This window comes from Nostoc sp. WHI (genome assembly GCF_015714725.1).
GTDB lineage: Bacteria > Cyanobacteriota > Cyanobacteriia > Cyanobacteriales > Nostocaceae > Nostoc.
Map to the genome: position 1 here is coordinate 1 of NZ_WBKM01000099.1, position 7,905 is coordinate 7,905.

The following is a 7,905-nucleotide window of genomic DNA, read 5'->3' on the forward strand; positions in this document are numbered from 1 at the left end:
ATATGTTGCTAATCTTTCTGCTGTCCATCGACCAAATTCATAACCCAAATCTGATGGTTCTCTATCAACTGTTTTTAATAACAGTTCAATATATTCAGGCGTGGCTTTTCGGTTATGCTCATACTCTCGTTTATTATGTAAACTTTCTAGGTTATCTGGATCTCCATGCATACACCAATATGCAACAGTTCTGGGGGAACAACCTAGAAATCTAGAAATTTCTTGTTGTGTTCTACCATCGTTTTGGAGCAGAATAATTAAAATTCTTTCCCTTACGTGCGGTAGTTTGCTCTCCTTAAGAGCCTGCTGTAGCTGAGTAACTTGTTCTAAAATTAAAAAGTTTTTGGCTGGTGGTGGCATACTTTTTTCAATCAGCTCTGCATTTATATTATGCAGCTTAAATGCCGATTAGCTTATGCGTGATCGCAAACTTAGTTTAACTGCATTGATCACTGTCATCTTGACTATCTCACAACCCATCGCCAATTTGCCTCCACTATTCCAGATGTCGCAAGTATTGGCACAAACACCAGTAGACCGCAAAGCTGAAGCAGACCGATTGTTTCAGCAAGGTAAGAAGCAATATCAAACTAGTCAATTTGAAGTTGCGTTACAGTCTTGGCAACAGGCGCTGATTATCTATCGAGAAATCAAAGACCGTTTAGGCGAGGGTAAATCTCTGGGCAATCTGGGACTTGTTTACTTTTTCTTGGGAAACTACACCAAAGCCATTGACTACCAGCAGCAGAGATTGGCGATCGCCCGCGAAATCAAAGACCGTCTTGGTGAGGCTCAATCACTGGGAAACCTTGGTCTAGCCTACCAAGTATTGGGAAACTACCCCAAAACCATTGACTACCTTCAACAAAGTTTAGCGATCGCCCGCAAAATCAAAGACCGTTCTGGTGAGGTTGAATCACTGGGAAATCTCGGTGTTGTCTACCTTTCCTTGGGAGACTATCCCAAAGCCATTGACTACCTTCAACAAGGTTTACTAATCGCCCGTGAAATCAAAGACCGCCAAAGAGAGGGGAATGCAATAGGAAATCTCGGTACTGCCTACTTTTCTTTCGGAGACTACACCAAAGCGATTGATTACCACCAGCAGAGTTTGGCGATTGCCCGGCAAATTAAAGACCGTCGTGGTGAAGGTCAATCCCTGGGTAGTATTGGTGCTGCCTATGAGAAGTTGGGAGACTATCCCAAAGCCATTGACTACTTCCAACAAGGTTTAGTGATCGCCCGCGCAATCAAAAATCGTCTTAGTGAGGGGAATGCACTGGGAAATATTGGTAATGTCTATGAGAAGTTGGGAGACTATCCTAAAGCTATTGACTACCATCAACAAAGTTTGGCAATCAACCGCGAAATCAAAGACCGTCTTGGTGAAAAAGCTACATTGGGAAATCTTGGTGTTGTCTACCTTCGCTTGGGAGACTACCCCAAAGCCATTGACCACTATCAACAAAGTTTAGCGATCGCCCGCGAAATCAAAGACCGTCTTGGTGAGGGGAATGGACTGGGAAATCTCGGTGTTGTCTACTTTCGCTTGGGAGACTACCCCAAAGCCATTGATAACCATCAGCAAAGTTTAGCGATCGCCCGCGAAATCAAAGACCGTCTTGGTGAGGGTCAATCACTGGGAAATCTTGGTCTTGCCTACTTTCGCTTGGGAGACTACACCAAAGCCATTGATAACCATCAGCAAAGTTTAGTGATCGCCCGCGAAATCAAAAACCGTCTTGGTGAGGGTCAATCACTGGGAAATCTTGGTAATGCCTACGATGCTTTAGGAGACTACACCAAGGCCATTGACAACCATCAGCAAAGTTTGGCGATCGCCCGCGAAATCAAAGACCATCTTGGTGAGGGTGAGTCACTGAATAATTTAGGACTTACTTTCTATAAACAAGGAAATGTCACCTCAGCAGAAAGTACCCTGCTTGAAGCAATAAATATTTGGGAATCTCTACGAGGTCGAGAATTAAAAGATAATGAAAAAGTCTCAATTTTTGAGAGGCAAAGCAGAACTTATCGCACTTTACAAAAAGTCCTCATTGGCCAAAATAAACCAGATGCAGCCTTAGAAATTGCTGAACGCGGACGGGCGCGTGCTTTTGTAGAATTACTCACTTCGCGGTTATCTCCCGACTCCAAAGTACAATTACCCACCCCACCAACCATTCCTGAAATTAGACAAATTGCCAAACAGCAAAATACTACCCTTGTTCAATATTCAATTATTACTGATGATTTCAAAATTGCAGGTAAAGAACAAGCTAAAGACTCAGAACTCTACATTTGGGTAATCAAACCCACAGGTGAAGTTACCTTCCGCAAAGCTGATCTGAAACCCCTGTGGCAAAAAGAAAACACAACTCTTGACAACCTTGTTATCACCAGCCGTAACTCCATCGGTGCAAGAGGTACAGCTTTTCGCGGTATTAATGTAGTTTACAATCCCAATGCACCCAAAACCAAAAACAATTTAAAGCGTCTACACGAATTATTAATCAATCCCATCGCTGACTTATTACCCAAAAATTCTAACGACAGAGTTATCTTCATTCCTCAAAGTAGCCTATTCCTCGTCCCCTTCGCCGCATTACAAGATGCAGATGGTAAATACCTGATTGAAAAACACACCATCCTCACATCCCCATCAATTCAGGTTTTAGACTTAACCCGCAAACAGAAACAACGGACAGGCACACAACCCATACAGGGAAAAGATACGCTGATTGTAGGTAATCCGATAATGCCTTTTCTAGCACCAAAAATCGGCGATACTCCGCAACAATTAACACCTTTACCTGGCGCAGAACTTGAAGCAAATGCAATTAGCAAGTTATTCAAAACCGAACCTCTCATCGGCAAGAAAGCCACAGAAGCAACTGTAGTCAAACGTTTACCCCAAGCGCGATTTATTCATTTAGCAACACACGGCATATTTGATGATATCCAAGGATTAAATAGCGGTATTGCTTTGACTCCATCTGGTAAAGATGATGGATTATTAACAGCTTCAGAAATCCTCGATTTAAAACTCAATGCCGAATTAGTCGTTTTAAGCGCTTGCGATACCGGACGCGGACGCATTTCTGGGGATGGGGTAATTGGTTTATCTCGTTCTTTAATTAGTGCTGGTGTACCCAGTGTCTTAGTATCGCTGTGGTCAGTTCCAGATACGCCTACAGCACTATTAATGACGGAATTTTATCAAAATCTGCAAAAAAATCCTGATAAGGCGCAAGCGCTGCGGCAGGCGATGTTGACGACGATGAAAAAGAATCCAAAACCTGTTGATTGGGCAGCTTTTACTCTCATTGGGGAAGCTGAGTAGGTTTTTTGAAGAAGATTCAGAATCAATTAGTTTTGTAGTAGCGTGTCAAGGCTAAAATAGTGCATTAGGTGTAGTTGGGTTTCGTGTTGCTCAACTCAAAATTGCTCAGAGTGTTGGGTTTCGTTCCTCAAACGCCACTTGCTTCAATGAACAGCTAATGGAATTAAAATCCAGGTTCTGGAATACAGTTTAACCTTGTTAAAATGGCATATAACGAATTTACGCTTGGCAAGGTAAAAAGCGCTTTTGGGATTTCCACTCGTGAGGGCGATCGCTTTTTACCTGAAATAGAACCAATTAGCCCTAGTTCAAACTTGCAAGAATCGCTCAAGGAAAACTTGCCACTAGCAGTGGCGACAGGCAGTGAAAAAGCACGATCTGAGTTAATAATTAGCCCTGTTCTGGTAGAGGTTCGTCGGATATTAGAGCGTAAAATCAGCCTTTTTTCTGGTCAAGATTTTACAGTAGATGCAACAGTTGGATTAAATGGTCGATGCGATTTTTTAATTAGCCGTTCTCCAGAGCTGCTAGAAATAGAAGCGCCTACAGTAGTAATTGTAGAGGCGAAAAAAGGTGACTTAAATGCTGGGATAGGTCAATGTATTGCGGAAATGATCGCCGCCCAGCGATTTAATCACCTCAAAGAAAATCCCACACAGGCGATCTATGGAAGTATCACCAATGGAACTCAGTGGCGGTTTCTTCGGCTAGTAGAGCAGATAGTAGAAATTGATTTAACCGACTATCCTTTGCCTCCAGTAGATCAGATACTGGGCTTTTTAGTTTGGATGGTACGGAATGCTTAAAAAGAACAATTCTTCTTGCATAACCTCACACAACCCAGAAGTACAATTCTTTAAAGCGATTTCAGGCAACATATAAATAAAATCATAATGTCTAACATCAAACGCCGTCATTTTCTCCAATTTTCTGCTTCCACTCTCGCAACGTTGGGCTTGAGCCAATTGGACATGATTCCACAAGCCAACAGCATAAGTAAAGTCCTCGCTCAAAGTACAGGCCGCAAACTAGCGCTACTAGTAGGAATTAATGATTATCCTGCAAGCAATGGTTTAGATCCTCTCAAAGGTTGTGAGACTGATGTCAAATTGCAGGAATACTTACTAATTCACCGCTTTGGCTTCAAACAAGAGGATATTCGCATTTTGCTTAACCAACAAGCCACCCGTCAAGGTATTCTCACAGCTTTTGAAAACCATTTGATTGCTCAAGCCAAACCTGGAGATGTAGTATTATTCCACTTTTCTGGACACGGTTCCCAGGTACAAGACCCCGATCGCGATTCACCAGATGGACTCAACAGCACCCTTGTTCCTATAGATAGCCCTTTACCAAAAGGATTTCCTGTAGTTGGCGGTGCAGTAAAAGATATTATGGGACATACGCTATTTTTACTCATGTCTGCGTTGAAAACAGATAACGTCACCTTTGTGCTTGACAGCTGTTTTTCTGGCGGTGGTACGCGGGGAAATCTGCGAGTGCGATCGCGTTCTGGCGGTGAACAATTGCAACCTAGTCCAGAAGAATTAGACTATCAGCGTCAATGGCTGAAGCGATTGGGACTTTCACAGCAAGAATTCATCCAAAAACGCCGTCAAAACGTTGCTAAAGGAGTTGTTATCGCCAGCGCCAAACGCGATCAAAAAGCAGCTGACGTTCCTTTTTCGGGCTTCCATGCAGGGGCGTTTACCTACACACTAACTCACTATCTTTGGCAGCAAACTGGCAATGAATCTGTCAACAGAGCGATCGTTAATATTGGTCGCAGTACGAAAGAATTAGCTAGAGAAAATGCTACTGATCAAGACCCAGAATTTGAATCGAACCTCAGCCAAGAAAATGCCAACGCACCCATCTATTTCATCCCTGTCCAGGCTATCCCAGCTGAGGCTGTAGTCACGCAAGTAACAGAGAACCAAGCGCAGTTATGGCTGGGTGGAATAGATTCCCAAAGCTTAGAAGCTTTCAACAGTAACTCTGTGTTCTCAATTGTGGATGGTCTGGGTAATGAAATCGGACAGGTGCAACTACAATCTCGTCAAGGATTAGTCGGCAGAGGTACGCTGAAATACACAACCTCCAAGGGAAAATTGCACCCTGGAAATTTATTGCAAGAACGCATCCGTATCATTCCTAGAAATGCAACTTTAAAAATTGGGATTGATGAATCTTTGGATAACAAAACTGCCCAGCAGGTAATACAAGCGATGAAAGCACTCAAGCGCGTTGAACCCAAATCTTTAACAAAAGAAGAAGTGCAATATATCTTTGGGCAGATGACGAAGATCAAACATCAAGAGTTACAGAAAAAAGGAGTATCCAACCTGCCAGTAGTGGGTAGTTTTGGCTTATTTTTACCAAGTCAAGACCAAATTATTCCCGCGTCTTTTGGTGCAGCTAGCGAACCCATAACTGAAGCAGTGAAACGTTTAGAACCAAAATTCAAGTCGCTGTTAGCTGCGAGAGTTATCAAACAGATTCTGGGTAATACAAATTCATCACGCCTCAACGTCACAGTTTCTATGAATATTGCTGGTAGTAATGAGCTTTTGGCTGAAACTTTCCCGATTCGCAGTGTAGCTAAAAAACCTCAACAGCCAAATTCCTCAACACCAGTTTCGTCTATTAAGTTTTCTGACGCTGGGTTACGTCAACTACCTGTGGACACCCAGATTGCTTTCCAAATTAAAAATAATGAGTCTCAACCACTTTACGTCAGTATTTTAGTGATTGATGCCGAAGGCGAAATGACAATTATTTTTCCTAATAGATGGTCAGACTCAGAAAATGCTGCTTTGGTAGATGCAAAACAAACACAGTTAATCCCTCAAGCTGATGATGAATTTACACTTACCATAGTTACGCCCTTGGGAGTTTCAGAAGCACTAATCATTGCCAGTACCACCCCGCTAAAAACTGCTCTCCAAGCATTACAAACAATTGCTAGTAGGTCAACAGACACAAAAAGGCGAAATGTTCTTCTCCCTGTTACTAATGAACTTTTAGATGTCACAACTAATTTACTAGATGACTTAGATGCAGGTACTCGTAGCGGCAATAGCGTCAACAACATACAATTACCATCGGGCGATCGCGGTATTGATACTACAAAATTAGCTGCAATGGCGATCGCTTTTGAGGTAGTTGCATCATCCAACAGTTAACTCTTCTATATTTGGCGTGGATAAATTACTCAGATCAGCAATGTCAGTGTCACTGTAAGGATAATATGAGCAACTTTGAAAGCATAAAGCGAGCAAGTTGCTCACATTATGCTTTAAGTTACATCGTAGTACAAGAGTACAACACAAAATAAGATGCCCTTATCTTTTATCCGACATAAACTCCGATAAAAACCACTTTCCTTGATACACTACACTTTCACCAACATGCTGTGACTTACACCATAAGTTGTCCGTAACGGACAGCTTATGGTTGAAAATTATGTGACTTAAAGGTACATGCCGAAAATTAAAGGATAAGCTTGCCGAACCTAGAGCCTGACTGCTTTTGTGGTCAAATGCCCGTTTTGCAAGAGTGCGATCGTCTACGGCGGGCGGTTACTGTAGAGGAATAAAAAAGTTCAACAATAAATAATAAAGTCCAACAATTTCTGTTAGGTGCTTTACCCCGCTCCAGGCATCCGTCCATAAATCGCTCGAAAGAGTCTGTACATCGCGCCCACGCTACGTTATTATTAGAGCGATCGCCACCGGCTCATGGCGGTTACGCCATCGCAAAGCACAAAAATGCTCACATTGCCTACATTTAGCGTGAAACTCGCGGCAAGCTTATTCTTTAATGAGATTCGACCAATAATTTAGAATTAATCGAAATAATAATGCTTTCAGCCTTTAGTGCGGCAATATGTACCTTTAAGTCACAAATTCAGAACTTACGCATTGACAAAAAAGACAATAAATGTAGTGTAGAAAATCAGAAAATAATAGGCGATCGCTAGCAGTAGAGGACTGGAAAGATGGATAATTTACACTGTCTCTATTGAGGGTATGGCAAGGGAGCAATGCGATTTTGTGAGGTGGTTAAAATTCGGGTACTAAATCACCTATCTAGAGGTGCGATCGCAGCTAAATAACTGTTTTTATTGAGAATCTAGCTCTCTAACTGAGAATTAAAGTCCGATCTAACAAAATCGCATTGCTCCCGTATGGCAATCAGAGTAACTACCAAGCCATCCACGGCAAAGTGTGATCTCAACACTTACACTTTATTTTTATTGGCAGAATCAAAGTATCCAGGCTGCACACGTTTAGCAGATATTATGGAATATTTCTCACATGATAGTGTCAACAGATTTTTGCTACGTGAGGAGTATGAGCCAAAGGATTTATTTGATGAAGTTAAACTGTATATCAATTTAGTCGGTGGCATATTAAGTGCAGATGATACGGTAATTGATAAACCTCATATAGCAGTCCTAAATCATTTGTGAAAATTCTATATCTCTTTCTTCTTTCTTCCCTTTTTGTCCTTGGCGTTCTTGGCGGTTCGTTTCCTTATTTATATTTTTCACGACTCAT

Annotated in this window: 4 protein-coding genes and 1 pseudogene; 4 read left to right on the plus strand and 1 reads right to left on the minus strand. The window is 42.0% G+C overall.

Translation table 11 applies throughout. The annotated features are described in order from the left end of the window. The coding region (locus F8S12_RS10010; protein ID WP_196516152.1) for a helix-turn-helix domain-containing protein at positions 1-360 on the minus strand (360 nt) is incomplete at its 3' end. A 55-nt stretch (positions 361-415) separates the two neighbouring features. Between F8S12_RS10010 and F8S12_RS10015 the strand changes: the two genes are divergently transcribed. The 4 genes and pseudogenes from F8S12_RS10015 to F8S12_RS10030 all read left to right on the plus strand — a co-directional run. Next, positions 416-3,343, plus strand: coding sequence for a CHAT domain-containing protein (locus tag F8S12_RS10015; RefSeq protein ID WP_196516153.1), 2,928 nt, complete (start codon positions 416-418; stop codon positions 3,341-3,343). A 203-nt stretch (positions 3,344-3,546) separates the two neighbouring features. After that, positions 3,547-4,149, plus strand: coding sequence for a hypothetical protein (locus tag F8S12_RS10020; protein WP_196516154.1), 603 nt, complete (start codon positions 3,547-3,549; stop codon positions 4,147-4,149). Positions 4,150-4,236: 87 nt separating this feature from the next. Next, positions 4,237-6,528: a caspase family protein gene (locus F8S12_RS10025; protein ID WP_196516155.1), complete on the plus strand. Its 2,292-nt coding sequence runs from the start codon at positions 4,237-4,239 to the stop codon at positions 6,526-6,528. Between the two features lie 1,010 nt (positions 6,529-7,538). Next, a pseudogene (locus F8S12_RS10030) lies at positions 7,539-7,793 on the plus strand (IS701 family transposase); the annotation flags it as partial. Positions 7,794-7,905 lie beyond the last annotated feature (112 nt).